A 23,377-nucleotide genomic window follows, 5' to 3' on the forward strand; every position below is an offset into this window, starting at 1 on the left:
CGCTTCGCCGACGTCACTCCGATCGTCCCCCTCGCGCGCGTCGAGTCGGAATGAGGCGCCAGCATGGTCTTGCCGGCCCTCGGCCCGTAGCTCCTGCCTAGAGAGTCGAACGGTCCGAGAGATTATTGCCGTGGTCGCCGTACCTCCGATCATGCTCGCGCTCGCAACGGCGCTTCAAGCGCAGGCCGTCGGCCCGCTCCAGATCGGTGGTGGGGGCTTCCTGTACTGGGCGATCATCTTCTTCGTCCTCGCAATCATCGCCGCGGCCGTCGGCGCGCGCGGCGTCGCCGGGGTTTCGATGGAGATCGCGCGGATCTTCGTGCTGATCTTCGTCGTCCTCGCGATCGTCGCGTTACTCCTGTAGCGGGCCGGACCACCGGTCGATTTCCGATCGACCTACCCGGACTCGAGTCCGTCAGAAGCGGACTCGGCCGGTCCACCGACTGCCCGCGTCAATTCACGGGATTACCATTCTGCAATATTTGCGCCCCCCTTGCTTATCGAAATCGTGAGTGTATACCATCGCGGTACGTGGAGCCGTCGGTCCGATTCCGTTCGACGCACGTAACCGAATGCCGTTACGTGACGTTGCTAACTCCTAACATCGTCGCCGTCCAATACAATAGTGAATAGTTACCATGACAGAATTCGGCGGTTTTCAGGACAGGGTCGCGCGGATCGACCTGTCGGAGGGATCGGTCGCGTACGAGTCGATCGACGACGAGGACGCGAAGAAGTATATCGGCGCGCGGGGCCTGGGGGTGAAATACGTCTTCGAGCAGGGGCCGGACGTGGACCCGCTCGGGCCGGAGAACCTGCTCGCGTTCATGAACGGCCCGCTCTCGGGCACGCAGGTGACGATGAGCGGTCGGATCGCCATCTGTACGAAATCACCGCTGACGGGGACGGTCACCGACAGTCACCACGGCGGCTGGTCGGGCGCCCGACTGAAGTGGGCCGGCTTCGACGGCCTGCTGTTCGAAGGGAAGGCCGAGGAGCCGGTCTACCTCTACGTGGAGGACGGGGAGGTCGAGCTCCGTGACGCCTCCCACCTCTGGGGCAAGGGCGTTCACGAGACGAAAGAGACGATCGAGGAGGAAGTAGACGGCTCCTACGGGAAGAACCTCTCGATCATGGCCATCGGACCCGGCGGCGAGAACCTGGTGCGGTACGCCTGCATCGTGAACGAGGACGACCGCGCCTCGGGCCGGGGCGGCGTCGGCTGCGTCGCCGGCTCGAAGAACCTCAAGGCGGTCGTCGTCAAATCCAGCACGAAGATGCCCAAGCCCGCGGACCAGGAGACGTTCCAGGAGGGCCACCGCCAGGCGATGCAGGCGATCACCGAATCGGAGGTCACCGCGCCCAACGAGGGCGGCCTCTCGATGTACGGGACGAACGTCCTGATGAACATCACCGAGGAGATGGACGGCCTCCCGACGCGGAACGGACGGTACACGAGCACCGAGAGCGCGAGCGACGACCTCGGGATCGACGTCGACGCCGAACGCGTCTCCGGGGAGAACGTCAGGGAGAACATCCTCGTCGACGAACCCACGTGTCACTCCTGCCCGGTCGCCTGCAAGAAGGAGGTCGAGGTGACGGCGATGCACAAGGGCGAGGAGATGAACGTCCGGACGGAGTCCTACGAGTACGAGTCGGCGTTCGCCCTCGGCCCCAACTCCGGGCACACCGAGCGCGACGACATCGCCCTCATGATCGACCGCTGTAACGACATGGGCGTCGACACCATCGAGACGGGCAACATGATGGCCATGGCGATGGAGATGACCGAGGAGGGCAAACTCGAGGACGTCGGCGAACTCGAGTGGGGCGACTCCGAGACGATGGTCGAGATGATCGAGCGGATCGCCCGCCGCGAGGACGACCTCGCGGACCTGCTCGCGGAGGGTGCGAGGCGGGTCGCCGAGAAGCGCGACGCCGCGGACAACTCCCTGGCCGTGAAGGGCCAGACCATCCCGGCCTACGACCCGCGCTGCATGAAGGGGATGGGGATCGGCTACGCCACCTCGAACCGGGGCGCCTGCCACCTGCGGGGGTACACGCCCGCCGCTGAGATCCTCGGCATCCCCGAGAAGGTCGACCCGTACGAGTGGGAGGGGAAGGGCGAACTGACGGCCGCCTTCCAGGACCTCCACGCTATCTCGGACAGCTTCGACATCTGCAAGTTCAACGCCTTCGCCGAGGGGATCGAGGAGTACGTCCTCCAGTACAACGGCATGACCGGCCGCGACGTCACCGAGGACGAGTTGCTCGAGGCGGGCGAGCGGATCTACAACCTCGAGCGCTACTACAACAACCTGGCGGGCTTCGACGCGAGCGACGACTCCCTCCCGGAGCGCTTCCTCGAAGACGGCATCCCCGGCCAGGGCGCCTCGGAAGGCGAGTACTGCGAACTCGAGGAGATGAAAGACGAGTACTACGACCACCGCGGCTGGGTCGACGGCGTCGTCCCCGACGAGAAACTCGAGGACCTCGGGATCGACATCGGCCCCGGAACCGGCGTCTCGACCGGCGACTCCCCGGCGCCGGCCGACGACTGATCGGCTCCGACCGGGTGCGATCGACCACCGGTCGAACCGGCGAACCGACCGAGTTTCCACCGCTTTTTTTTCGTTCCGGCGGGCGTACGACCTCCCGAGAACCGACGATGTCACCACTTCCGGGTCGGTACCGCTTCGGGATCTACCACTGGCGGCGACGGGCCGCGTCGATCGCCGTCGCCCTCGTCGCGGCCGGGGGTGCCGTGCTTCTCTGCCGACGCTCCGAGCACCGCGGTCGTCGGCTCGCAGCGGCGGCGATCGGACTCGCGGCGCTCGCTCGCGTCGCGTCGGTGGCCCGCCGGGCACTCTCGCCGCCCCCGTGGGCGCTCGAGCGAGCGAAGTACGACGCCCTCGCGCGGCGACTCCCCCTCGACGACGCCGACCGGGTCCTCGACGTCGGCTGCGGAACCGGCCGGTCGCTCGTGGGGTTCGCCCCCCACGTGTCGCCCGGGACGGAGGTGCTCGGCCTCGACGTCTTCGACGACCGGATCATCCTCGGGAACGGACCCGCGCTCGCGCGACGGAACGGGGCCCGCGCCGGCCTCGAGGTGACGCCGGTCGCCGGCGACGCGGCGGCGCTGCCCGTCGCGGCCGGGTCGATCGACGTCGTCACCGCGTGTCGGGTCCTCCACGACCTCGAAGCGCGGGTCGCCGACGACGCCCTCCGCGAACTGCACAGGGCGTGCGCACCCGACGGTGTCGTCGGCATCCTCGAGTTGCCGTTGCTCCCCGACGGCGTCCCGACCGACCGCGACCCGGAAGCGTACTGGTCGGACCGGGTCTCGGCGGCCGGACTCCGGATCGACCTCCTCGAGCGGGTGGATCGGCCCGGTTCGGACGAACCGTACGTGCTGATCGTCGCCGCGCCGGCGTCCGGTGCCCGCGATCGGTGAGGCGGAGATCGAGGAGCGGTCGAGTGGTGATCGCCCGAGCGATCCGGGCAGCGGCGGAACCCTTGCTCGCGCGCGGTACGGGGTCGCTTCCGCGTCCCGTGGCGTTGCCAGTTCCAACCCGCGGTCGCCGACCGCCTCTCGCTCGTCGGCGGTGGCTTCGCTCGGCGCCTGTAGGGCCGTCTTACGGCTCGAATTCGGCCGCTACGCCGATCGAAGCGGGCTCCGCTTTCGGAGCGAAGGATAGTAACCGGCTTGAATTTTATTCATTCGATAGACAATCGTATTTAGATATCGATTGTACGTCTGGAATACTTTGATAAGCATTATCAAATTTCGTAATGACCTCACATGTGTGGTGGTAACATGAGCCAAAAATCCACTGCGTCCGACGTGACGGTCGCGGAGCGACGCGACCTAGCGACGACGCTCGGCGTCGACGCACCGAACGACGGGGAGGTAACGTGGGAGCGACTGGCGGGGCGGGTCGAACCGCCGGCCGATCCGAGGTTCGCTTCGATGGGCGAGGCGATTCGGTCGGACCTCGAGGGGCGACTCGACGCCGAACTCATCGCGCGTGAGCGAGCGAACGTCGCGGAACGGATTCGAACATTACCGGCGGTCCGAGAAGTCGGCGTCCCCGACGAACCCGGCGGACTGTACGAAGCGGTCGCGAAACCGGGGTGGCGCCTCTACGACCACCTGCTCGAGGTCGGGTTCTTCGAGAGCCTCGACGAGAACCTGCCGCGCTTCACGGCGGCTCACGTCGAGCGGACGGCGCGCGAGTTGGTTCTCGCCGATCCGCTCTCGTCGGCGCTCGACGAGGTCGGGTTCGACGAGGTGGAGAAGACGGCGATGCTCGTCGCGGTCACGAACGAACCCGAACGACTGGCCCGGTGGGTCCCGTCGAACCAGATCCCCGACGACGTCGAGTTCGATACGTCGAACGTGCCGCCGCTCCATCAGCGCGCGATGGGCGGGGTGTTGCTGTGGATCGACGGGCTGGACAGACACCTCTGGCAGAACGAGGTGCTCGTCACCGAGGAGATCCTCGACGACGCGGTCGGACGCGTCAAGGAGATGCTGGGCGGACTCTTCGTGTCGGCGACGGCCGCCCGCGACCTCGCGGGCGAGAGGGCGAATCGGTTCACCGACGAACAGCTGACGGCCGCGTTCACCGCGGGGGCGGCGGTCCAGATCGTCGGTCAGGAGGAGCTGCTGCACGACGCGTTCTACATCACGGACGAGATGCGCGCGCCGAGCGAACTGAGGTGATTCCGCATGGCACTTCGAAACGACAGGGCCGTTCAGGCCGCACGCGACATCGAACTGGTGGAGACCGACGACGGCTACACGCTGGTCGGGGGACCGGTGACACAGGACGGTGAAGGCGAAGGGGTGACGGAGCAGCACGACACCGATCGCATCCCGGAGGTCGACGTGACCCAGGAGATGCTGAGCAACTCGGGCGAGGACCCCGAATCGTGGCTGATGTACGGCGGGAACTACGAACAGCACCGGGCGACGACCGCCGACGTCATCACCCCCGACAACGTCTCCGACCTCGAACTCGAGTACGAGTTGTCCGTCGGCACGGGCTCGAGCATGGAGGGGACGCCGATCGTCGTCCCGGGCGACCCGCCGGTCATGTACCAGACCAACGGGCCGAACCACATGAAGGCGATCGACGCCCGGGAGGGGGAGGTCCTCTGGAGTTACACCTACGCGCCGCCGATCGGCGTCGAACTCTGCTGCGACGACAACAACCGCGGCGCGGCCGTCCTCGGGGACACGGTGTACATGACGACGCTCGACTCGGGCGTCGTCGCCCTGGACCGGTACAGCGGCGAAGAGCAGTGGTACACCCAGACGGCGAATCACGAGGAGGGGTACTCCGCGACGTGGGCGCCCGTGATCCACGACGAGACGATCTACACGGGGAGCGCCGGCGGCGAGTACGGCGTCCTCGGCTTCATCGCCGCGCTCGACGCCGAGAGCGGCGAGATGCAGTGGCAGACCGACACCCTCCCGGAGGACGAGTGGGTCGGCCAGAGCCGCGAGCACGGCTGCGGAACGAGCTGGATGACGCCGACGATCGACGAGGACCGCGGCGTGCTCTACTCGCCGGTCGCCAACCCCGGGCCGGACTTCGACGGCACCGTCCGGCCGGGACCGAACTTCCCCACCTGCGGGACGCTCTCGCTCGACCTCGAGTCAGGCGAGCACAACTGGGGCTTCCAGTCGAGTCCGCACGACGTCTGGGACTACGACGCGGCGGCGCCGCGCGTGCTCGTGCGCGACGTGGAGGTTGAGGGCGAGTCGATGGATCTGGTGGTCGGCTCGGACAAGGCCGGCTGGGTGTTCCTGATGGACGCCGACTCCGGCCAGCTCCACGAGCGCAGCCAGGAGATCTGCCAGCACATCAATATGTGGGGGATGATTCCCCACATCAGCTCCGACGAGCGAGTCCCGTTCGTCCCCGGCGCCCCCGGCGGAAACGACTGGCAGCCGCCGTCGTACAACCCCCAGACCGGCTACGTGTACGTCATCCACCAGAACTTCCCGCAGGACCTCTACTGGCGGTACGAGGAGTACAGCGAGGGCAATCCCTACTGGGGCGGCGGCCTCGACGACCCGGCCTCCGAGATCCCCGACGAGTGGAACGAGTCGATCACCGCCTTCGCCGCGGTCGACCCCGCGACGGGCGAGCGCGTCTGGCGCGAGTGGATCGAGAGCGAGGACGAGCTCTACATGTGGGGCGGCTCGATGTCGACCGCGACCGGACTCGTCTTCAACGGCACCCAGAACGGCACCTTCGTCGCCTACGACGGCGAGAACGGCGACCGACTCTGGGAGCACGAGTTCGACGTCCCGATCAGTGCGTCACCGATGAGCTGGTACGACCCCGGCGAGGAGAAGCAGTACGTCGCCGTCCAGGTCGGCGGCAGCGGCTGGCTGCGCCAGGGAACCCGCGGCGACACGCTCGCCGTGTTCTCGATGGACGCCTGAACTACCACACAACGATCAACCCATGTCAAACGAACACGATTCACCCGACGACGTTTCCCGTCGCGGCGTGCTGAAGGGAACGGCGGCGCTCACGAGCATGGCCGCGCTCACCGGCGAGGCGGGCGCCTATCGCGACGCGTTCGACTTTCCGATGCCCGTCGCCCAGAACGACGAGGCAGTCAGGACGTTGACGCTGACCGGCATCGTCGGCGGCTGGCTCGGCGTCGCACCGCACGAGATCGACGCCCGGTCCAACCCGCCCCTGCGACTGGTCGAAGGCGAAATGCACGAGGTCGTCTGGGTCAACGGGGACGGCGCGCACCACAACTTCAACATCACCGCCGGCAACTCCCTCGACGAGGACGTCGAGGTACTCGAGGCCACGGAGACGGTGACCGAACAGGGTGAGTTCACCACCCTTCAGTTCACCGCCACCGAGGAGATGGAGGAGTACTTCTGCATGCCGCACCCGGCCCAGATGCGCGGTCCGATCGAACTGATCGACCCCGAGGGCACCAACGAGCTCGTGGTCCACGTCGAAGACGAAAACGGCGAACCCCTCGGCGCCGAGGTCTCCCTCGACGACATGCACTCGTTCTCGAACCTCGCCGCCCGACCGGACCCGTTCTCGGAGGAGGAACAGGGCGACGAGGCGGGGAACGCCACCGACGGCAACGAAACGGACGGCAACACAACCGACGGCAACGCGACCGACAGCGGCGACAACGGCGACGTCGAAGGCGAGCAGACACAAGCGCCCGCGATCGCCCGCTTCGACCTCCTCGAGGACGGCGAGTACGAACTCGAGGTCTGGACGTACGGCTACGAGCCGGTGACCGAGACGGTGACGATCGACGGCGAGGATCAGCGGATCACCGTCACGCTTCCCGAGGTCGAACCCGGCGAACCGGCCGAGACCTTCTCGATGCGACTCGAGGAGGGGCAGTGGGTCGGCCAGTCACCAGACGCTATCGCCGAACAGACGAACCCGACGCTCGAGTTCGAGTCCGGCGAGACCTACGCGGTGGAGTGGGAGAACGCGATCGGTCGCGGGCAACCCGAGGGGGAGAATCGGTACTTCGAACCGTTACCGGGACACAACTTCGTCATCGCCGCCAACGGCGATACCAACCAGTGGGAAACCCGCATCCGGTCCGACTTCCTGAGCGAGGAGGGCGAGACCCAAACCGTCGAGTTCGTCGCAACCGAGGACATGGCGGTCTACCTCGACCAGTGCCAGCTCGACGCCGTCGGCGAGGTCGTCGTCGACGGCGAGGCCGGCGTCGAGGTGGACGGCCAGGCCGGCGGCAACGAGACCGTGACGGAAGGTGGCAACGAGACCGTCGAGGCTGGTGGTAACGAAACCGCGGTCAATGGCGGCAATGAAACGGCGGCGGAAGGCGGCAATGAAACGGCAGCGGAAGGCGGCAACGAAACGGCGGCGGCAGACGGAAACGAAACGGCGGAAGGCGGCAACGAAACCGAGACGGCGACGGCGGGCGGCAACGAGACCGACGACGGCTCCTGATCCGCGTCCGTTCGTCGGCGCGCCCCTCGAGGGCGGGAACCGTCGGCGCGGTCGGGATTCGATTCCGGCCCCCGACCTATGCGTAGTTGACGATCCAGTAGGCGACGTACATCGCCAGCAGCGTCGCACCGCCGAGACGCGTCACGCGGCCGCGGGCGAGCATCGCGCCGACGACGAGCAGGCTCGCGGCGAAGAACGGCCAGTGGACCGTCATCACCGCGCCGGTGGTGTCGACGGGCCGGAGCAACGCGACGATGCCGACGTTGGCCGTCACGTAGAACGCCGTGCTCCCGACGACGTTCCCGACGGCGAGGTGCGGCCGGCCCCGCCGTACCGGTTCGACGGTGAGCGCCAGTTCCTCGATCGAGGCGATGAAGCTCAACACCGTCGCGCCGAAGGCCAGCCCCGTGATGCCGAGCGTTCGGAAGATCCCTTCGGCGCTCACCACGGTCATGCCCGACCCGACGGTCATTCCGACCGTCGCCAGGACCGCCACGCCGAGGCAGAATCGGCCGCTCCTCCCCTCGAGGCTGGGGACGAACTCGTCGAGGTCGAGATCGAGGTCGAAGTCGACCCCGTCGTCCAGGCCGCCGCGACGGTCTCCCGCGTACGCTCCGCCGTTCGCTTCCGGCCGTCCGCCGGCGTCAGTCGGGGTCGCCCCTCCTGACTCGAGGTCGACCACCTCCTCGACCTCCCCCGCGAGCAGGTACGTCGTCTCCGATCGCCGCTCGCGCCAGTAGATGCCGGCGAGCACCGGGACGAACAGAGCGGTGAGGATCGCGCCGTCGGCCCACTCGAGCGACCCGTCGAGCGACAGCGCGAACGCCGGCAGCGGAACGAGCGCGAGCAGAAGCAGGTAGATCGAGGGAACGTCCATCCGGAACGGGACGAACAGGCCCGCGACCCCGACGGCGACCGCGAGGACGAACAGCGACTCGCCGAACACCGTTCCGAGCGCGAGGTCCGGGAGGTCGACGAACGCCGCCGTGACCCCGAGGATCGCGTTCTCGAGGTCGACGCCGGCGAGGACGACCGCGAGGAAGAAGCCGGAGACGCCGAGCGAGACGGCGCTCTGGGTGATGGCCTCGATGAAGAGTTCGACGCACCAGATCACCAGCGCGACTCCCGCCAGGAAGAAGAGGAGGAGGCCGACGAACTCCGGCGACGGAACGTCCATACGCACGCTCACACTACGCCGTCGCACTTAATCCCCGGCGTCGGTCGCGCTGGCCGAACCCCGATCGGTCCGCGTCCGTCGGGATCCGCTCGCGGAATCGGCACGCCGCGGAAGGCGAACAGGGCGACGATTCCGTCGGAATAATTCTCGAGCGTCCGTCGGTCCTGACGTGGTCACCACGCGAAGCTTTACATTGGCGTTTGTGGTCCGTTCATCGAGGTTTGATACCAATGTCAATGGACGCCGTCGTCTACCAGGGACCGCACGACGTAGCCGTCGAGGAGGTCGACGAACCGGAGATCGAACACGAGAACGACGTCATCGTCGACATCACTACCACGGCGATCTGCGGCTCGGACCTGCACATGTACGAGGGTCGGACGTCGGCCGACCCGGGGATCGTCTTCGGCCACGAGAACATGGGAACCGTGATCGAGGTCGGTGACGCCGTCACGTCGCTCGAGGTCGGCGACAGGGTCGTGATGCCGTTCAACGTGGCCTGCGGCTTCTGTCGGAACTGTGAGAACGGATACACCGGCTTCTGCACCAACGTCAACCCCGGTTTCGCGGGCGGCGCGTACGGGTACGTCGCGATGGGGCCGTACAAGGGCGGCCAGGCCGAGAAGCTCCGCGTGCCGTTCGCGGATTTCAACGCCCTGAAACTCCCCGAGGGTGACGAGCACGAGGACGCCTTCGCGCTCCTCGCGGACATCTTCCCGACGGGATGGCACGGCACCAGACTCGCGAACCTGAAACCGGGCGAGTCGGTCGCGATCTACGGGGCCGGGCCGGTCGGCCTGATGGCCGCCTACAGCGCGAAGATCCAGGGGGCCGCCGAGATATACGTCGTCGACCGCGTCGAGAGCCGCCTCGAGATGGCCGAGGACCACTGCGACGCGATCCCGATCAACTTCGAGGAGGCCGACCCCGTCGAGCAGATCAAGGAGGCCCACGGCGACGGCGTCGACAAGGGGGTCGATGCGGTGGGCTACCAGGCGATCGACCCCGAGACCGATCCGGGCGACGAGGCGTACGATCCGGCCCGCGAGAATCCCGCGGTCGTGCTCAATCAACTCATCCAGACCGTCCGGCCGACCGGCGAACTCGGCATCCCGGGCCTGTACGTCCCCTCGGACCCCGGCGCGCCCGACGAGATGGCGGCCCAGGGCCGCCTCGGCATCGACTTCGGCAAGGCGTTCGAGAAGGGCCTGAAGTTCGGCACCGGCCAGACGAACGTCAAGGAGTACAACCGCGAGCTACGGGACATGATCATCGAGGGCCGCGCCGACCCCAGCTGGGTCGTCTCCCACCGCGTCGGCCTCGAGCAGGCGCCGGAGATGTACGAGCGGTTCGACGAGCGCGAGGAGGGCGTCATCAAGGTCCTGCTCGAGCCCTGACCGCCGCGGAATCGGATCGCCCTGGCCCGCGCGGGAACGGTCGAACCCGTTCGGGTCGGCCCGGAGCCGTTCGACGCACTTCCGGCCCGTTCGGAGCCGTTCGTCGGCCCGAACGACGTTGAGCTGATTCCCACTCGAGCGAACGGGTCGACGCCGGCGCGACCCGAGTCGACACCCGACCTAGCTTCGCAGCCACGCCTTCGGGTGTTCTTCGCGCAGGTGGTCCTGATACCGCTTGACCAGTTTCGCGTACGACTCCGTCACCGCGTACCAGTCGCAGCGGTCGCACCCGCGTTCGACCGTGTCGCTCGCGCTCCGCACGTAGCCGCCCCGTCGATGCATGTTGATCGTGCCTCCCTCGAGTCGGCATAGCTCTTCTGTCTCGTCGGAAACGCGTCCCGCCTCGACTCGCCTCGAACCCCCGACGGGAAAACGGTTTGTCGCCGAGCGGCGTAGCCGAACCCGTGTGCCAGTACTGTAGCTACTCCCTCCACGACGGCTGGACGCGGCTGCTCGAGTACGACGACGTCTACCGGAACGCCCTCCCCGACCGGACGGCGGACCGGTCGACCCACGGCTTCCACGAGTCCTGGGAGGAACTGAGCGAGGAACTCGAGTCCTGAGCGGTCGTTACAGGGGGAACGGATCGCCCGCCGCGTCGATCAACGCCGACTCCTCGCCGTCGATCAGGCACGCCTCGAGTTCCTCGCGGATCCGCGCCTCGTCCATTCCTCGGCCGATGAACACGAGTTGCGTGCCGCGGTCGTCCTCCGGACGCCACTCGCCGATCGGTCCGGCCCTGACCGAGGGGCCGGCCTGGCTGACGCCGATCACCTCCTCGCGGTCGGCGACGTAGCAGACGCCCTTGGCCCGGACGATCGACCCGTCCCAGTCCTCGAGCCAGCCGGCGAGTCGGTCGGGGTGGAACGGGCGATCGGCTCGGAAGACGAACGACGAGACGCCGTGGCGCTCGGCGGCGCTCGGTTCCGCCCCGCGATCGTGCGGTTCGTCCCCGTCGCCGTGGTCGTGCCCCTCTCCCCGCAGGTGGCGCTTCCACCCCTGGGAACGCTTCGCCTCCTCGAAGTCGAATCGGCCGGTGTCCAGGACGAGGTCCGGATCCACCGCCGAGTAGGTCGTGCGGAGCCGTTCCGCCCGCGGCTGGAGCCGGTCGACGACCGCCTCGATGCGCTCGAGGACGTCCTCAGGGACCATATCGGCCTTGTTGAGCAACAGGACGTCGCAGAACTCGACGCCCTCGACGAGGACCTCGCCCAGCGGACGGTCCTCGTCCGGCCGCGCGCCCTCGGGTAACCGCTCTCCGGCGTCGAACTCCTTCCAGAACCCGTACGTGTCGAGGACGGTCACCATCGTGTCTAGCCGGAACAGCTCAGTCGGATCCGCGTCGCTCTCGTCCGTCCCCTCCGTGAACACCTGCGCGACGGGGATCGGTTCGCTGATCCCCGACGCCTCGACCAGCAGGGCGTCGAACTCGCGGCGTTCGGCCAGCCGAGCCGCCTCGTCGAGGAGGTCCCCCCGCAGTCGACAGCAGATGCAGCCGTTCGAGAGGTCGACGATCCCCTCGTCGTCGTTCTCCCTCGCGATCAGTTCCGCGTCGACGTTCACCTCGCCCATATCGTTGACGATCACCGCCACCCGTCTATCGCCCGGGTTCGACAGCACGTGATTGATCAGCGTCGTCTTTCCCGCGCCGAGGTAGCCGGTGACCACGGTCACCGGAATCGGATCGTCGTGAGTCATTCGGTATCGTCTCTCACGTCCTGAGCGGTACTAAGTGACCGGGTGACTCCCGACGACTGTGTCGCGCGCCGGACGGTCCCCTCGACGCCCGGTAACGCCTTCGAGCCACGCTCCCTTCTGTTCCGTCTCGAGAACCTGTTCCCGTCTCGATAACCTCGAGCGCGCGGACGTCGACGAACCTCGAACGTGCGGACCTCGACCGACGGTGGTCCGGTTTTTCCCGTCGCACGTGGGAGGGTTTCGCACGACCGTCCGAGTCGACGGTGACGGTCGCCGGATCGACGCGGGCGATCCCGTTCGAGCACCGCGAACCGGTCGAGATCGAGGTCGAGTTCACCAGCCGTCGCGAGCGTGAACTCTCGTTCACCGCCACCGAGCGCTCGGACGGGTCCGATCTCGTGGTCAGGGTGGGTCGCCGGCCTCCGACTCTCCAGACTCGCGTTCCGCTCGGTCCTTCCACAGCCGCCAGAGCGCCCGGTACAGCGTCCACGCGTCGCACTCGAGGCGATCGGCCAGCGAGCGGCAGGTCTCGAGGTACCGTTCGTACGCCGCGACCGACGGGGGATCCGGGTAGGGATCGTCGAGTTCGCCGCACTCGGACAGCACCGTCCACTCGCGCTCGCCGACGACGATCGACCGCTCGGGGTCGGCGAAGAACGCGAACGCGGAGGCGACCGGGACGTCCACGCCCTCGAGGTCGGTCAGTCGGTCGATTCGCCGGCCCGGATCGTCCGTCGTCGCGACGTCTCCGATCGCCTCGCGGACGTCCTCGAACGCGTTGCGGCGGAACGCCGCCTCGCGGTCGCGCCGCTCGGCGTTCGCCACCGCGCCGAGGAAGCGCCGGTAGTACCACTGGACGACCCACTCGACGTCCCGCCGGCCGTACTCGCCCGTCTCGAGCGCCCGCGGGAGCGTCTCGACCGCTTCCCGTTCGACGGGATAGAGGGGTTCGCGCTCGCGGTACTCGTCGGCCTTGGCCTCCACGAGCGACCGCGTGAGATTCATCTTCGTGCGGGTGTTTGCCACGACCGGTCGTGAACGTTTCCCCGTCGCGTCGCCGCCGGACCGCCTCGACAATGTGGGGTGCTAGAAAGACTCATTGTCGTGGGCGAAGACCGTACGGGTGTCAACCAGAGCGGCGGCCCGATACCTAACAATTACGAACAATGTCCAGCGATCAGCAAGACCCGGTCAAGACGATCTGTCCGTACTGCGGCGTCGGTTGTGGGATTCAGATTCAGCAGGGAGACGAGCCAGGTGACGTCCAGTTCAGGCCGTGGGGCGACGCGCCCGTGAACGAGGGACGCATCTGCATCAAGGGCGGGGCGGCGACGGAGGTGATCGACCACGAAGACCGTCTCACGACCCCCCAGATCAGGGACGAGGAGACGGGCGAGTTCCGCGAGGCCACGTGGGAGGAGGCCTACGACCGCGTGGTGAGCGAACTCGAGCGCATCCGCGAGGAGTACGGCCCCGACGCGATGGGCTTTTTCGGCTCCTCGAAGACGATGAACGAGGAGAACTACCTGATCCAGAAGCTCGCGCGTCGCTACGGGACGAACAACGTCGACAACTGCACGCGGATGTGTCACGCCTCGACGGTCTGGGCGCTCCGGACGAGCCTCGGCGCGGGCGCGATGACCAACAGCATGCGCGACCTCCGCGAGGAGTGTGACCTCTTCTGGATTCAGGGGGCCAACCCCGGCGAGCAACACCCCATCGCCAACAGCCAGTACTTCCGCCAGGCGGTCCTCGAGGGCGCGACCGTGATCCAGGTCGACCCCCACGCCAACAAGACCACGCGCTCGTTCCAGATCGACGACTCCGACCGCCACCAGCACCTTCAGCTCAATCCCGGCACCGACATTCCCCTCCTCAACATCGTCTTGAAGACGATCCTCGAGCACCACGAGGAACACCCCGAGGACGGCTGGGTCGACGAGGCGTTCGTCGAGGAGCGCACCGAGGGCTTCGACCACCTCGAGGAGACCCTCGAGGACTTCGATAAGGAAGCGGCGGCCGAGGAGTGCGGCCTCCCGCTCGAGGAGATCGAGCGCGCCGCCGAACAGTACGCCACGGCGGATAACGCGGCCATCTTCACCGGGATGGGAATGAGCCAGCACGCCTGCGGCGTCGACAACGTCCAGAACGAGATCAACCTGGCGCTGATCACGGGCAACCTCGGCAGACCCGGCACCGGGGTCAATCCCCTGCGCGGGCAGAACAACGTCCAGGGGACCTGCGACGTGGGCGCGATGCCGAACGTCCTCCCGGGCTACCAGCTGGTCGACGACGACGAGGCCCGCGAGTCCGTCGAGGAGGTCTGGGGCTTCGAGATCCCGGACGAACCCGGCCTGACGAACGTCGAGATCTCCTACGCGGCGGGCGACCAGATCAAGGGGCTGTACGTCATGGGCGAGAACCCCGTGATGAGCGAACCCGACGCGAACGCCGTCGCCGAACGCCTGAACGAACTCGAGTTCACGGTGGTCCAGGACATCTTCCCGACCGAAACCGCCGAGTTCGCGGACGTGATCCTGCCGGCGACGACCTGGGCCGAACGCGGCGGCACCGTCACCAACACCGACCGGCGCGTCCAACGGATGCGCGGCGTCGAGAAGGTCCACGAGAACACCAAGCACGACCTCGAGATCCTCTGCGAGGTCGGGCGGCGGCTGTTCGACGACGGCGACGAGCACTTCGACTTCGAAGCGCCCGAGGAGGTCTTCGAGGAACTCCGCCAGGTGTGTCCGAGCTACCACGGGATGACCTACGACCTGCTCGGCGAGGAGGGGATCCACTGGCCCTGCTACGAACCCGGCGACGAGGGCGACCCGTTCCTCTACGAGGACGAGTTCGAGACCGAGAGCGGCCTCGGCCACATCGAGGGCGTCGAACACACCCCGCCCGCGGAGACGCCGGACGACGAGTACCCGCTGATCCTCACCACGGCGCGCCTCGAGGAGCACTACAACACGGGCACGATGAGCACCCGCTCGCCGACGCTCAACCGCCAACACCCGGAGAACTTCGTCGACGTCCACCCGGCCGACGCCGAGCGCTACGGCATCGAGGACGGCGAGTACGTCCGCCTGAAGTCCAGGCGCGGCGAGATCACCCTCGAGGCCCACGTCACCGAGGACACGAAGGAGGGCGTCGTCTGGACGACGCCGCACTTCGCGGCGGCCTCGGCGAACAAACTCACGAACCACGTCCTCGACGAGCGGGCGAAGATCCCCGAGTACAAGGCCGCCGCGGCGGAGATCGACGTCGGCGTCGAACCGCTCGGCGAGACGGCCGATCCGGCCGCCGACGACTGATCCCGAACGGCGACCTCGAGCACCCCTCCTGTCGCCGCCGACGGTCGCCGGCCCGCGCGTCAGTCGAGGTGCTCGAGGTCGCCGAACCGCTCGCGGTTCATCGTGGTGACGACGAACCGCCGGACGATCCCGACCAGTTCCGCTTCCGTCTCGTACGTCTCGATGCGGAGGTCCCAGCGCGTCCGCGCCGACCTGATCATCTCGCTGGTCACGTTCGACTCGTGAACGAAGACGATCCGGTCGCCGTGGGTCGCAGAGAGCGTCTCGAGGATGCTCCCCGCCTCCTCCCCGACGCCGAAGTTGTGCCCGAGGAACGGAACGACGAAGACGGTCGCGTTCGCGCGGCGGGCGAACTCGATGCTTTGCGTCACCGCGTCGACGTCGTCGGTGTCGAGGTCCACGTCGACCGCGAGGAAGGCGTTCACCCCCGGATCCGTCCGCAGGCTCCCCTGCACCCGTCGGAGGAGGGCCTTCGCGTCGTCGATCGCGTCCCGATTTCGAAAGAGCCGCCTGAGCGGCCCGGGAAGCTCCTCGACGTCGATCTCGGCCAGTTCCTCGTCGCTCAGCACGTAGCGAAGGTTGAACGACTTGTACGGCCCCATCAGGTAGAGGAGGAACCGATCGTAGGGGACGTCGCCGAGACCGTCGACGATCCGGTCTCGCGTGATTGCCGGGGGCATAGCGGGACCGACTCGCGGATTACATATAAATGACGGTGTTTTCAGCGGAAATTGGCTTGACAACGACTAAGATGCACCCGCCCCTACCTCGAGGTACGATGGGGACGAAATCAACGCCGGTCGACGACGCGCCGGAGGATCCGGAGGACCTGCTCCCCGAGCGCAGCGTGCTCTCGCTCGAGGAGTACCTCGACATGCAGGCGGCGATCGGGAACCGGACGCGGTTCGAGATCGTCTACCGCCTCGCGCACGCGGACGAACTGACGCCCGCGGAACTCGACGCGGCGATGGACGTCGACGACAGCACGCTCCACTACCACCTCAACGAACTCCGAGACGTGGGCCTCGTCGAAAAGCGCGTCCGGACGGAGCGCGATCGCGACGGCCTCTACGCGTATTATCGGTCGACGGTGCTCGGCGACGTGATCCTCGAGCACGGCGTCGAGGAACTCATCCGCCGCGAGCGGGACTTCCGCGAGGCGTACGATAGCGGACGGGGCGGCTGAGGGCGCTCGAGGAACGCGCGGACACCGAATACGGGGTGCGTACGCCGTACGCAGCAACTACACGCAAGGAGAAGCACCGGACGATCACTCGAACCGATCGCCTGGAGCGGGTAACGTGAACGAGAATGTCGTTCCCGCTTCCGGTTGGGACGCTGCCCAAATCTCGCCACCGTGACGGTCGACGATCCGCTTACAGAGCGTGAGTCCGATCCCCGTCCCGGCGTGCTCCTCGCGGGTGTGGAGGCGTTGAAACGTCTCGAATATCCTGTCCGTCTTCCCCTGCTCGAAGCCGATCCCTCGGTCGCTGACCGAAACGATCCACTCGCCCTCGGCTCGCGTCGCCGAGATCGTCACGTCGGGCGGGTCCTCGCCGCTGTACTTGATGGCGTTATCCAGGAGGTTCTGGAACACCTGTCGCAACTGGCCGGCGTCACCCTCGACGGTCGGGAGCGACTCGACGGTGATTTCGGCGTCGGTCGTTTCGATGCGCACGTCGAGATCGGTCAGTACGTCGTCGAGGACGCCATCGAGATCGACCGGCTCGAACGACTCACCTCGCGTCTCGATTCGCGAAAACTCGAGCAACCCTTCGATCATCGTACGCATTCGGTCGGCGCCGTCGAGCGCGTAGTCGATGAACTCCTCGCCGTCCTGAGCGATTTCGTCGGCGTGCCGGCGCTCGATCAGTTGCAGGAACTTCGTCACCATCCGCAGCGGCTCCCGGAGGTCGTGAGCGATCGCGTGGGCGAACTGCTCGAGGTGCTCGTTAGATTCTTCCAACCGACGCTGGTACTCGTACCGTTCGGAGATGTCGAAGTGTGCGACGGCGACGTACCTCCGCTCGCCGTCGCTGAATGACGCCGCCCGCATGAGGAACCACCGTCGCTCGTCGGGAGAGTGACACGGGTATTCGAATTCGAACAGGTCCCGTTCGCCCTCGAGAATTTCGGATAACCCGGCCGCGGCCGTTCGTGCGGTTTCTGACCCCGCTCGTTCCGTGATCTCGAGATAGTTGACGCCGATCGTATCCGGCCGGAGATCGATGTCGTTCTCCTTTCCGAACTCCTCCCAGGCCCGGTTCGTGTACAGTATCGTCCCCTCGTCGTCGAGGATCGCGAGATTTATCGGGAGGGTGTCGACTGCCAACGGAACGAGACCCTCTGGCTCACGGACGGTCATAGACCAACCCAGCGTCCGAAGAGGGAAAATAGTGTCTCCGGTGACGAGTACTGTGCCCGTGGATTTCGTATCACGTTCCCTGGTGATCCGTTCGTAGCGACTCGACGAGTTTACTGTCTTCCCTGCTGACGTTACCCGCTATACATAACACGCTATTTCTGGCAACTGCACATCTGATTGCAGGACAGCTATGCGATCCCTGTGTAAATCGTTTCAACAGCTACTGTAGTCTGACTAACGACGCTCGACGGTGGAAGTCTAGATCACGACTAGAACTAGCCCGCTCGCTACAACGACGCCGAGAACGATGGACACGAGTTTTCCGAGTCGATAGGTGCCCAAGAGCCACGCTAATGCGGCCTTGACGAACGTGTTTGCGATAGCCGCAATGACGATTCCCGTGGTTGCAGTCTGCGTCGAGATAGTCCCCTCAGCAGCGAGTTTGCTCAACGTGATAGTCATCGCATCTACGTCTGCCAGACCGGAAAGGAACGCCGTGACGTACACGCCTGATGTGCCTAACCACTCGTGTGCGTATTCAGAGACGAGGAGTACAACCGCGAAAATCGCGCCGAAGAGGAGTGCTGGCCGGAGTCGAAACGGGTTTTTCAACTCGCCGGGCTCAATCGTCTCGTCGGTCATCGTCCGCCAGTACAGCGTTCCAGCAGCTACTATCCCAACGACGGTCATGACTCCCAGAGGAACGGCTACACTCGAGAGCAGATTTGGATTGACGACCGCGACTTCGATGAGTGCTCTCGGGAACATCACGATGGATGCAGTGACGACCGCAAACGCGCAGACGTGATACAGCGTCTCGTTCTGAACCGTCTTCTCCGCCATCGTAACTGTCGTCGCCGTCGAAGAGACGAACCCGCCAATGATTCCGGTTACCGCGATGCTCTGTGCCGGTTCGAGGAATTGCCCGAGCACGTAAGCGACGAATCCAAGTCCGGTGACGAAAACGACCATCAACCAGATAAATCGAGGATTGAGTCCATAGAGAACGTCGAGTGATCGGTCTGGGAGCGCAGGAAGAACGATGAGAACAACGAGGACGAACTTCACCGAGGCCAGGCGTTCCGTCTCGTCGATTTGGTCGGCGAATTCGTGGACCGGCTCTTTGACCGAGAGGAGCACCGTGATAACACCGCCGACGATGATTGCAGTAACTGCTCCGGTATCAGAATGCATCGCCATCGCTCCCAGTATTGCGGTGAGAAGCGCAGCCATCAGCGTCGTCAGACCGATGTCCCGTTCGTACCAGATTTTCCCAGCGTATGCGACGGTGAGCGGAACGACGAGCACACCGAGGGCGAGAGAGAGGACGGTCGGAAAAAAGGCCGCGACGAGTGCTCCGTAAAGCGCGAACAGAGGAAATGTCCGACTTCCAGCGAACGTCCCGCCGGACTCGCTTTGTTCTCGTTCCAACCCGATGAGCGCACCGAGTCCGACGCCCACGAGAAGATGTAAGAGAACCTCAGTGAGTGGATCGGTTACAGGATCAACCATCGCTCGGAGATTTGATCAGGTTCCACGTCAACCTATGGGACAGGAGGGACCCACGTACTCACACCTACGCTCATTGACCCGGTTATCTTCGCTGATCGAGTGCGCTGTTTCAGCACTTCCTGACCAGACTACTCGACTATCGTGTGAAACGCTGTGACCGACACAGGGGATAGATTCAGCACGACAGGAGTGATCGAACTCCATCCGATTGATCATGCTGTGTCCATTTCCAGCGTCTCTTGGAGAGGCTCGACACGGAACACGTAATCCGCGTAACTGCCATCAAGATTCGTGGGACTCTCTTCGTCGGTATGCTCTTGACAGAGTACGGCCTCTGCTTCAACGGCACCGTGCCCGGTTTCTTCCTGATACCGTTCGAGGACGACAAACGTCGCCCTCTCGGTGCAACCGCGACGGTGGCACTCGGGAAGGGCGTCCGGAACTCCGTCCCCGCGTCGATTCTCGTCGTCTGCTTGCTTCTCTCGTCCGTTTTCTGTGTTTACCATCCCCACTCACTAAGGAAGCAAGCGGCATAATGCTGTGGTCGTTCGTAAATTCGGTGACGAATTCGCACCCTGTCTCTTGCGAGCCCTGGATCGACCTCTTCGTCGACTGGTAGAACTGGTGTGTGAGATATAGTGTGTACCTCCAACAGGCGAGTCACGCAGGATTAGTATGACACCTCCGATGCCGTGCCGTTAGACGATCCCCACACGAGCGGCGAGACGCGTTCGCTTCGCTATCTCTGACGGTTGGGAACTAGCAATTCGCTTATTTCCGTGGCGTAAGAAGGGACAAGAATGGCAAATCATTCGTCCGACACGGTTGTCGAGGATGCGACCGCAGAGCGCCGCGAGCTCTCGTTTTTTCTGCTGGTCACCTTCGCCTTCTCGTGGGTCGTCTGGAGCCCACTGCTCGTCCCCTCGCTTGTCGATGTAATGCCGCTGGGGGGGCGTCGGGCTAACGTCCCTCGGCGCGTTCGGGCCAGCGGTCGGAGCGCTTGCGGTCGTTCGGTCGCGCGGCGACAGCGTTCGAGGCTGGCTCGAGCGCCGTTTCCATTTGCGGGTCAAGTTCCGGTGGTACCTCCTCGTGTTCGGACTCCCAGTGAGCATTTTGCTGGTCGGTGGTGTGATCTTCGTCGCGGCGGGCGGTAAGCTGACCGCTTCGAACATGCCGCCAGTATACGTTCTTCCCCTCGTCTTCGTGTACGCGACCGTGGTCGGCGGCGGTCAAGAGGAGATCGGCTGGCGGGGCGTCGCGCAACCGCTTGTTGAGGGTCGGTACGGCGTGTTCGGCGGTGGCGCTGTCGTCGGCATCTTCTGGGTGCTGTGGCACTTCCCATTGCTCGCGTCTTCGACGTTGCCGTTCGAGTCCACGAATCCCGTCGTGTTCGGCTTCCAGACCGTCGGTATTTCTGTCCTTCTCGCTTGGTTCTATGATCAAACAGAGCGGAGCGTTATCTTAGCAATGCTGTTTCACGGGTGGCGGAACGCGACCGAGGCGTTCTACCCGCCTGAAACGCTGGCTCGCAGCATCGTCGTCGTCGTAATCTGGATCCTCGTAGTAGTCGTGGTGAACGCCGAGCGGAGACGCACAGGTCGTACGTGATGCGATGTCGGTTACCGCAGACCATACACGCGCTGTCGTGCCGACACAGGTGAACGGCTTACAGAGAGGCACAGAAGCTGGTTGATAAATAGATTCGTAGTTCCGTTTACACAATCCGAAGACGAATGAAACGCTCGCGCCTTGTATGCAGCAGCCTCCTCTTCAACTTCTTGACCTCTGTCAGTAACTGCGTGACCGACTTAGAGGGTGTATCCATCATGCCGGATATCCTCTATTCGCATTACTCCAGGCAAATCAGCTGTGGTAGTACCCCTACATGTCGAACAGGCAGAAGTGTTGAGAGAAATCGACCGTAGACTCGTTAGTTCGTCTTCCGGATGAACGTGCGTATCTCATCGATGAAGCGATCCGGCGCGGTGAGCATCGCCGCATGCCCGTGGCCATCGAAGGTGACGACGCGGCTGTTCGGGAGTGCGTCATCGAGCGCCTCGGTTGTCTCTTTCCCCCATTGACCGCTTTCGCTCCCGGCTAATAGCAATGTCGGCGTAGTCAACTCTGCAAAGCGTGCGGGATCGTAGTCGTAGTCCGGGATTTTAGCATACTTCGGAATCAGTGTTGGGAACCCATCTACGTACTCCTGCCACATCGGTGCCGATCGAATTGCGTCCACTTCCTCTGGCGTCCATTCCGCGATTTTTTCGATGAAGACTACGTACGCCTGCTCGGTCTCCCCGGCTTCCAGTAGCGACAGCATTTCGGTGCGAGCCGCTTCGGAGCCGACCCCATACCCGTTAATCGGCATGGCCGGTTCGTACAGAACCAGCGCGTTAAGATTGTCGGTTCGCATGGCCGCTTCTAGGGCATAGAATCCACCAGCGGAATGACCAAGGAGGGTCACTGGTTCGTCAATCGACTCGACGACTGCAGCCACGTCCTCGAACTCCCGTTCTGGTTCGTACGCCTCGGCGTCACCGCTCCCGCCACGACCGCGCCGGTCAATCGCGTATACCGTGGCATCCTCTGCGAGGGTAGCACGGACGTCGGAGAGTTCCCACACTCTGTGGTCAGCGGTAGCACAGTGAACGAGCACGAGTGGTGGCCCACTCCCCGTCCGTTCGTAGGCGATCTCAGTCCCATCCGGAGCGGTGACGGTTTCCAATTCTTCACCCGCGTCTGGCGGTGTTGCTTTGGCCATGGTCTGGCTCTCCTTCGTTCACCCATGACACGCTATCACATAGCGTTATCCCGTGAAAAACCTGCACAGATTGAACGGGATTTAGGCGATGAAAGAGTCGCACCCTGTATCTTGCACGCGGTCGAATACGTAATTTCAATTTGATATGTGTCGCTGCGGTAACTACGCACGTGTCGTGAGCGGATGGTTCGCAATTTTCGGCGTGAAACAACCGAAGCTGCCGTGCTGAACTCCTTCTCTGCATCTTGCACGCGCTTTCTACCAGTTTCTGAATGCGTTAGACGAGGCGTGCAAGATACACAGCGCGTATCCTGTTTGACTCCCCTTCGGAATCTGCGGAAGGTCCACATAGTCAGACGGCGTAAGGAGAGTGATGGAGTCAACTACAACGGAAAGAGGGATGTCTGAAGTGATCATATACGTTGACCAATCGACAGTGCGTGACGGAAAACTGGACGAACTCAAGGCTGCGATGACGGAATTGGTGGAGTTCGTCAATGCCAACGAACCCGACATCCTGTCGTACAACGTCTACTTCAGTGAGGACGGCAACCAAATGGCCGTTGTACACGCGCACGCTGATTCGGCGTCATTGGCGTACCATATGCAGGTTGCAGGACCCGAGTTCCCTCCTATTGGCGAGTTCATCGAACTCGAGGCCATTGACGTGTACGGACGGCCAAGTGAGGAACTCGTCCACGTATTTGAGGAGAAGGTATCGACACTGGGACATGGGCGCGTGTCGATCCACGACCGTCACGACGGAATCGATCGTATATCTAGCGACTAATCTGTGTTCCGAACCCATCTTCTGTATCTTACAAACTACTTCTGACAATAGCTCGGCAGTTCGTTGAGTCTCTGCAAGATACAGGGCACGAATGTCGCATGAGACCGGGCCCAGTTTGCGAAGGTGGAGATCGCTCAGTACAGGTGCAGCGCGTACTGTTCAGTACAGTGCGAGCACTTGACGGTGATTAGACAACCAATCAAGAACTGGTAGTGAGGGCACGAGCGACTACGGGTGCGGGTGACTCATCGGACGCTGGTGAGACGTAGGGCGTGATGCCTTGTCTGAGTACCGCGGAGTCCCTTC

The 23,377-nt window shown here is 64.6% G+C and carries 21 protein-coding genes; 12 read left to right on the forward strand and 9 right to left on the reverse strand.

The features are described 5' to 3' along the window. Window positions 1–151 precede the first annotated feature (151 nt). The 6 genes from RJT68_RS03980 to RJT68_RS04005 all read left to right on the forward strand — a co-directional run bounded on the left by RJT68_RS03980 (window position 152) and on the right by RJT68_RS04005 (window position 7,988). A complete protein-coding gene (locus RJT68_RS03980; RefSeq protein WP_407039081.1) occupies window positions 152–364 on the forward strand; it encodes a DUF1328 family protein in 213 nt (70 codons plus the stop codon). A gap of 274 nt (window positions 365–638) precedes the next feature. Continuing rightward, entirely contained in the window at window positions 639–2,561 is a 1,923-nt protein-coding gene (locus RJT68_RS03985; RefSeq protein WP_407039082.1) for an aldehyde ferredoxin oxidoreductase family protein, read from the forward strand. 107 nt (window positions 2,562–2,668) lie between these two features. Next, a complete protein-coding gene (locus RJT68_RS03990; protein WP_407039083.1) occupies window positions 2,669–3,454 on the forward strand; it encodes a class I SAM-dependent methyltransferase in 786 nt (261 codons plus the stop codon). A gap of 363 nt (window positions 3,455–3,817) precedes the next feature. After that, window positions 3,818–4,726: a hypothetical protein gene (locus RJT68_RS03995; protein WP_407039084.1), complete on the forward strand. Its 909-nt coding sequence runs from the start codon at window positions 3,818–3,820 to the stop codon at window positions 4,724–4,726. 6 nt (window positions 4,727–4,732) lie between these two features. Continuing rightward, entirely contained in the window at window positions 4,733–6,460 is a 1,728-nt protein-coding gene (locus tag RJT68_RS04000) for a pyrroloquinoline quinone-dependent dehydrogenase (RefSeq protein WP_407039085.1), read from the forward strand. A gap of 22 nt (window positions 6,461–6,482) precedes the next feature. Continuing rightward, window positions 6,483–7,988, forward strand: a complete 1,506-nt coding sequence (locus RJT68_RS04005; protein ID WP_407039086.1) for a plastocyanin/azurin family copper-binding protein — start codon at window positions 6,483–6,485, stop codon at window positions 7,986–7,988. A 76-nt stretch (window positions 7,989–8,064) separates the two neighbouring features. On the opposite strand, the gene RJT68_RS04010 is transcribed toward RJT68_RS04005, so the two are convergent. Then, on the reverse strand, window positions 8,065–9,165 hold the full coding sequence (locus RJT68_RS04010; RefSeq protein ID WP_407039087.1) for a sodium:calcium antiporter: 1,101 nt from the start codon (window positions 9,163–9,165) through the stop codon (window positions 8,065–8,067). A 236-nt stretch (window positions 9,166–9,401) separates the two neighbouring features. Here RJT68_RS04010 and RJT68_RS04015 point away from each other — a divergent pair, with 236 nt between their 5' ends. Beyond that, window positions 9,402–10,562 (forward strand): glutathione-independent formaldehyde dehydrogenase, encoded by a 1,161-nt coding sequence (locus RJT68_RS04015; protein ID WP_407040317.1) that lies wholly within the window; start codon window positions 9,402–9,404, stop codon window positions 10,560–10,562. Between the two features lie 180 nt (window positions 10,563–10,742). On the opposite strand, the gene RJT68_RS04020 is transcribed toward RJT68_RS04015, so the two are convergent. Continuing rightward, on the reverse strand, window positions 10,743–10,904 hold the full coding sequence (locus RJT68_RS04020) for a hypothetical protein (RefSeq protein WP_407039088.1): 162 nt from the start codon (window positions 10,902–10,904) through the stop codon (window positions 10,743–10,745). A gap of 122 nt (window positions 10,905–11,026) precedes the next feature. On the opposite strand from RJT68_RS04020, the gene RJT68_RS04025 reads away from it, so the two are divergent. Then, a complete protein-coding gene (locus RJT68_RS04025) occupies window positions 11,027–11,185 on the forward strand; it encodes a hypothetical protein (RefSeq protein WP_407039089.1) in 159 nt (52 codons plus the stop codon). A 7-nt stretch (window positions 11,186–11,192) separates the two neighbouring features. Here the strand turns inward: RJT68_RS04025 and RJT68_RS04030 are convergent, their stop codons facing one another. Beyond that, on the reverse strand, window positions 11,193–12,320 hold the full coding sequence (locus tag RJT68_RS04030) for a CobW family GTP-binding protein (protein WP_407039090.1): 1,128 nt from the start codon (window positions 12,318–12,320) through the stop codon (window positions 11,193–11,195). A gap of 402 nt (window positions 12,321–12,722) precedes the next feature. Beyond that, window positions 12,723–13,325 (reverse strand): hypothetical protein, encoded by a 603-nt coding sequence (locus RJT68_RS04035; RefSeq protein ID WP_407039091.1) that lies wholly within the window; start codon window positions 13,323–13,325, stop codon window positions 12,723–12,725. Between the two features lie 161 nt (window positions 13,326–13,486). Here RJT68_RS04035 and fdhF point away from each other — a divergent pair, with 161 nt between their 5' ends. After that, entirely contained in the window at window positions 13,487–15,640 is a 2,154-nt protein-coding gene (gene fdhF / locus RJT68_RS04040; protein WP_407039092.1) for a formate dehydrogenase subunit alpha, read from the forward strand. Window positions 15,641–15,699: 59 nt separating this feature from the next. Here the strand turns inward: fdhF and RJT68_RS04045 are convergent, their stop codons facing one another. Next, the gene (locus RJT68_RS04045) at window positions 15,700–16,320 is read right to left on the reverse strand and encodes a DUF7509 family protein (RefSeq protein WP_407039093.1); all 621 of its coding nucleotides are present in this window, start codon (window positions 16,318–16,320) and stop codon (window positions 15,700–15,702) included. Between the two features lie 98 nt (window positions 16,321–16,418). On the opposite strand from RJT68_RS04045, the gene RJT68_RS04050 reads away from it, so the two are divergent. Continuing rightward, window positions 16,419–16,826, forward strand: coding sequence for an ArsR/SmtB family transcription factor (locus RJT68_RS04050; protein WP_407039094.1), 408 nt, complete (start codon window positions 16,419–16,421; stop codon window positions 16,824–16,826). Window positions 16,827–16,910: 84 nt separating this feature from the next. On the opposite strand, the gene RJT68_RS04055 is transcribed toward RJT68_RS04050, so the two are convergent. From RJT68_RS04055 to RJT68_RS04065, 3 genes are all read right to left on the reverse strand, one after another. Continuing rightward, window positions 16,911–18,005, reverse strand: coding sequence for a sensor histidine kinase (locus RJT68_RS04055; RefSeq protein ID WP_407039095.1), 1,095 nt, complete (start codon window positions 18,003–18,005; stop codon window positions 16,911–16,913). A 258-nt stretch (window positions 18,006–18,263) separates the two neighbouring features. Further along, window positions 18,264–19,517 (reverse strand): MgtC/SapB family protein, encoded by a 1,254-nt coding sequence (locus tag RJT68_RS04060; protein WP_407039096.1) that lies wholly within the window; start codon window positions 19,515–19,517, stop codon window positions 18,264–18,266. Between the two features lie 212 nt (window positions 19,518–19,729). Continuing rightward, window positions 19,730–20,023 (reverse strand): hypothetical protein, encoded by a 294-nt coding sequence (locus tag RJT68_RS04065; protein ID WP_407039097.1) that lies wholly within the window; start codon window positions 20,021–20,023, stop codon window positions 19,730–19,732. Window positions 20,024–20,606: 583 nt separating this feature from the next. Between RJT68_RS04065 and RJT68_RS04070 the strand changes: the two genes are divergently transcribed. Continuing rightward, window positions 20,607–21,125, forward strand: coding sequence for a CPBP family glutamic-type intramembrane protease (locus RJT68_RS04070; RefSeq protein ID WP_407039098.1), 519 nt, complete (start codon window positions 20,607–20,609; stop codon window positions 21,123–21,125). Window positions 21,126–21,447: 322 nt separating this feature from the next. On the opposite strand, the gene RJT68_RS04075 is transcribed toward RJT68_RS04070, so the two are convergent. Next, window positions 21,448–22,281: an alpha/beta fold hydrolase gene (locus tag RJT68_RS04075; protein ID WP_407039099.1), complete on the reverse strand. Its 834-nt coding sequence runs from the start codon at window positions 22,279–22,281 to the stop codon at window positions 21,448–21,450. A gap of 400 nt (window positions 22,282–22,681) precedes the next feature. Between RJT68_RS04075 and RJT68_RS04080 the strand changes: the two genes are divergently transcribed. Next, window positions 22,682–23,071: a hypothetical protein gene (locus RJT68_RS04080; RefSeq protein WP_407039100.1), complete on the forward strand. Its 390-nt coding sequence runs from the start codon at window positions 22,682–22,684 to the stop codon at window positions 23,069–23,071. The last annotated feature ends 306 nt before the right edge of the window (window positions 23,072–23,377 follow it).

It is taken from the genome of Halovalidus salilacus, assembly GCF_031852275.1.
Classification (GTDB): domain Archaea; phylum Halobacteriota; class Halobacteria; order Halobacteriales; family Natrialbaceae; genus Halovalidus; species Halovalidus salilacus.

Excerpts from the sequence above, each read along its gene's own strand:
- RJT68_RS04055 (WP_407039095.1), bottom strand. The coding sequence starts at position 18,005 with ATGACCGTCCGTGAGCCAGAGGGTCTCGTTCCGTTGGCAGTCGACACC.
- RJT68_RS04020 (WP_407039088.1), bottom strand. The coding sequence starts at position 10,904 with ATGCATCGACGGGGCGGCTACGTGCGGAGCGCGAGCGACACGGTCGAA.
- RJT68_RS03985 (WP_407039082.1), top strand. The coding sequence starts at position 639 with ATGACAGAATTCGGCGGTTTTCAGGACAGGGTCGCGCGGATCGACCTG.
- RJT68_RS04010 (WP_407039087.1), bottom strand. The coding sequence starts at position 9,165 with ATGGACGTTCCGTCGCCGGAGTTCGTCGGCCTCCTCCTCTTCTTCCTG.
- RJT68_RS03990 (WP_407039083.1), top strand. The coding sequence starts at position 2,669 with ATGTCACCACTTCCGGGTCGGTACCGCTTCGGGATCTACCACTGGCGG.
- RJT68_RS04015 (WP_407040317.1), top strand. The coding sequence starts at position 9,402 with ATGGACGCCGTCGTCTACCAGGGACCGCACGACGTAGCCGTCGAGGAG.
- RJT68_RS03995 (WP_407039084.1), top strand. The coding sequence starts at position 3,818 with ATGAGCCAAAAATCCACTGCGTCCGACGTGACGGTCGCGGAGCGACGC.
- RJT68_RS04035 (WP_407039091.1), bottom strand. The coding sequence starts at position 13,325 with ATGAATCTCACGCGGTCGCTCGTGGAGGCCAAGGCCGACGAGTACCGC.
- RJT68_RS04045 (WP_407039093.1), bottom strand. The coding sequence starts at position 16,320 with ATGCCCCCGGCAATCACGCGAGACCGGATCGTCGACGGTCTCGGCGAC.
- RJT68_RS03980 (WP_407039081.1), top strand. The coding sequence starts at position 152 with ATGCTCGCGCTCGCAACGGCGCTTCAAGCGCAGGCCGTCGGCCCGCTC.
- RJT68_RS04075 (WP_407039099.1), bottom strand. The coding sequence starts at position 22,281 with ATGGCCAAAGCAACACCGCCAGACGCGGGTGAAGAATTGGAAACCGTC.
- RJT68_RS04080 (WP_407039100.1), top strand. The coding sequence starts at position 22,682 with ATGTCTGAAGTGATCATATACGTTGACCAATCGACAGTGCGTGACGGA.
- RJT68_RS04065 (WP_407039097.1), bottom strand. The coding sequence starts at position 20,023 with ATGGTAAACACAGAAAACGGACGAGAGAAGCAAGCAGACGACGAGAAT.
- RJT68_RS04060 (WP_407039096.1), bottom strand. The coding sequence starts at position 19,517 with ATGGTTGATCCTGTAACCGATCCACTCACTGAGGTTCTCTTACATCTT.
- RJT68_RS04030 (WP_407039090.1), bottom strand. The coding sequence starts at position 12,320 with ATGACTCACGACGATCCGATTCCGGTGACCGTGGTCACCGGCTACCTC.
- fdhF (WP_407039092.1), top strand. The coding sequence starts at position 13,487 with ATGTCCAGCGATCAGCAAGACCCGGTCAAGACGATCTGTCCGTACTGC.
- RJT68_RS04000 (WP_407039085.1), top strand. The coding sequence starts at position 4,733 with ATGGCACTTCGAAACGACAGGGCCGTTCAGGCCGCACGCGACATCGAA.
- RJT68_RS04050 (WP_407039094.1), top strand. The coding sequence starts at position 16,419 with ATGGGGACGAAATCAACGCCGGTCGACGACGCGCCGGAGGATCCGGAG.
- RJT68_RS04005 (WP_407039086.1), top strand. The coding sequence starts at position 6,483 with ATGTCAAACGAACACGATTCACCCGACGACGTTTCCCGTCGCGGCGTG.